The 2,473-nt window shown below is 60.9% G+C and carries 3 protein-coding genes; 2 read left to right on the top strand and 1 reads right to left on the bottom strand.

Annotation, left to right across the window (positions count from 1 at the left end):
* The first annotated feature begins 79 nt into the window (after positions 1-79).
* A complete protein-coding gene (gene tnpA, locus JOZ76_RS03475; RefSeq protein ID WP_291697231.1) occupies positions 80-415 on the top strand; it encodes an IS66 family insertion sequence element accessory protein TnpA in 336 nt (111 codons plus the stop codon).
* Positions 412-645: an IS66 family insertion sequence element accessory protein TnpB gene (tnpB, locus tag JOZ76_RS03470; protein WP_291697230.1), complete on the top strand. Its 234-nt coding sequence runs from the start codon at positions 412-414 to the stop codon at positions 643-645. Before tnpA ends, tnpB begins: the two co-directional genes overlap by 4 nt.
* A 6-nt stretch (positions 646-651) precedes the next feature.
* Here tnpB and JOZ76_RS03465 read toward each other — a convergent pair.
* Positions 652-2,473 (bottom strand): recombinase family protein (locus JOZ76_RS03465; RefSeq protein WP_291697229.1); only part of this gene is annotated, 1,822 nt, incomplete at its 5' end.

Raw genomic sequence — 2,473 nt, 5'->3', positions numbered from 1 at the left:
TCAACCCGCTGCTCCAAATACGTGAGCGGTCCGTGAACCGCATCTTGAAATTTGCCGCTTCGGGCAGCATGCTGCTGATATGGGAGAGTGGAAGCAAGAAGAGTGGGCCCGCTGGCGTGGATTGCTATCGGAACAGCAGACGAGCGGGCAAACCATCGCCGGATTTTGTCGCGAGCGGATGCTGCCCGTGTGGCAGTTTTATGAGTGGAGGAAGCGACTGGGGGCGAAGACCGAGTCCTTTGTGGCCGTCGAGGTGGTTGCCGCCGAACCAGCGCCTCTGCCGACAGCGCCCACCCCGGTACCGGGCACTCCTCTGGAGATTCGGTTGCGTGGCGGCCGAAGCTTGCTGGTCGGGCCGGATTTTGACGCCGCGCATCTGCGCCGGCTCTTGCAGGTGCTGGAGCCAGAGCCGTGATCGGCTTACCCAGCTTGGCGGCGCTGGATCACGGTACCGGGCCGCGCATCTGGCTCGCAGCGGAAGCGACCGACATGCGCTGCGGCTTTGACCGGCTGGCGGCGCGCGTCGAAGCCGTCACCGGCGAGAGCCCTTTGAGCGGACATTTGTTTGTGTTTCGTTCGCGCGGCGGCGGCCGCTTAAAAATTTTGGCCTGGGATCGCGATGGTTTTGTTCTCTATTACAACTAACCTTCTTCACACTACACCTCTTTCGATCTGATTTGAACATTTTAATGTTTTGACTTTTTTCGCAGCCGATGCTCGATCGACGAGGCGGTCCCATCGGCTGCAATGTTTAACCGGCCCGTTAGCGTCGGGCAGCTCGTAAAGCCAAGCGTGGCCGTTGTAGGCGTACCGGGTGACTAGTCCATACTCGGCCCAACGGACAACTGTTGCCTCGTGGATGCCCAGACGCGCCGCCGCTTCACTTTGCGTCAGCATGCCGCGCTCCCGCAGTCGATCGTAGCGGGAGCGGAGATCATATTCGTGGACGAGATACGCCACCCGCAGGGCCGTGAAGCGAGCATCGCCCCGTCCCGGCCGAGCCGATCCGCCGGGACGAAATCCTCGCTCGTTGAGAAGGTCGGCGATCTCGGAATAGATGTGATGGTCAAGCAGTTGGTCCACCAACGCCACCACCTCGGGAGCGGTCTGGATTTGTTGCGCCGATGACTTAGGATTCCGCGCCGTGAGCGTCTCGGTTTTACCGCCTTTGAACCGCACGTGGATTTTAGTGATTCGTTCGGTTGGAATCTTGATCAAGGTCACATCTTCAATGAGGTAGGCCAGCAGCCGCTTGCGTTCACGGTTCGGTGTACTCGGATCTTCCCAAAGCTTCCGAAATTCCACAGTCATCGCCTTTAACCGTTGGCCGATCGCCTCGTCGAGGACGAGAGGATTCCGCTGCCGTGCCCGCTCTCGTTCCTCTCGTGCCTCCGCCAGGGCCCGCAGCTTGTCGTTCCATTCCCGCTCGAGCGTATCGGCAACGAGACGGTTCTGAGGATTGACCAGCAGGAAGCGACGCTGGGCCAGATCTGCCTCGAACTGAGCACGCTCCATCGCGCGGCCGCGTAGATGATCGGCCTCTTTATATTGCGCCTCGATCTCTCGCCGCACTTCGAGAGCAAGCTCGACCGCTGCCGGGGTCATGCTCTCGATGACTAACGCTCCGATGACCTGATCGATGGGCGGTCCGGCAATCGACTGGCAGTTCGGCTCGCCACGCGTGTTATGGCCCCGATCGCAAACATACCAGGCCTCCTGCCTTCCTCGGCGCGCCGCGTAGCGGACCCGAAAGTGCCTTCCGCAGCGGCCGCAAACAGCGCGGCCTTGCAGGAGAGCCGCCCCTTCTCGCGGCGGCGAGAGACGTGCCAGTTCATAGGGGCGGCTATTCATCTCGAGGATCTTCAGATTGCCTTGAAACTGCTCCCAACTGATATAGCCGGGATGAGCGTTGGGGAAGCAAGCCAGCCAGTCACTAAACGGGCGGTTTCTCGTCTTTTTGCCGTCCGCTGCTCGCCGGTATTGCCGGCGGCCATACACGTAGACGCCGGCGTAGCGTGGATTGTGCAGCATGCGCATGGCGGCCGATGCCGTCAAAGGCCGGAAGACGACCGCTCCGCCGATGCCGAGTCGAGAAGGAAAATCCAGGCCTTCCTTCCGAAAGGCCTTCACCGTCTGGCTCGCGGAGCCGAGGCGCGAGAACGTTTCAAAGAAGTAAGCGATCGCTTCCCGTACCTGTGCGTCCGGGTCCAGCACCACGTGGCCGGCTTCGTCGTAGACCAAGCCCGTGGGCAGGGGGCAACGGTACTCGCCGCGCCGGACCTTATTCAGGACGCCGCCGCGTAGTCGGGCTTTGAGGACGTGGAGTTCCGCTTCGCTCATGGTTCCTTTGAGACCGAGCAGAAGCCGGTCATTGAAACTGGCCGGATCATAAACACCATCCTCGTCGAGGATCAAAGTATCAGCTAGCGCGCAGATCTCGAGCAAACGATGCCAGTCAGCGTTATTCCTCGCT

This window comes from Bradyrhizobium sp., from assembly GCF_019244115.1.
GTDB lineage: Bacteria > Pseudomonadota > Alphaproteobacteria > Rhizobiales > Xanthobacteraceae > Bradyrhizobium.
Note: the sequence above shows the minus strand (reverse complement) of the source record. Positions and strands in the feature narration are given on the sequence as shown.

What these genes read in the sequence shown, in the direction of transcription:
- tnpA (WP_291697231.1), top strand. Translation starts at nt 80, where the DNA reads ATGGGAGAGTGGAAGCAAGAAGAGTGGGCCCGCTGGCGTGGATTGCTA.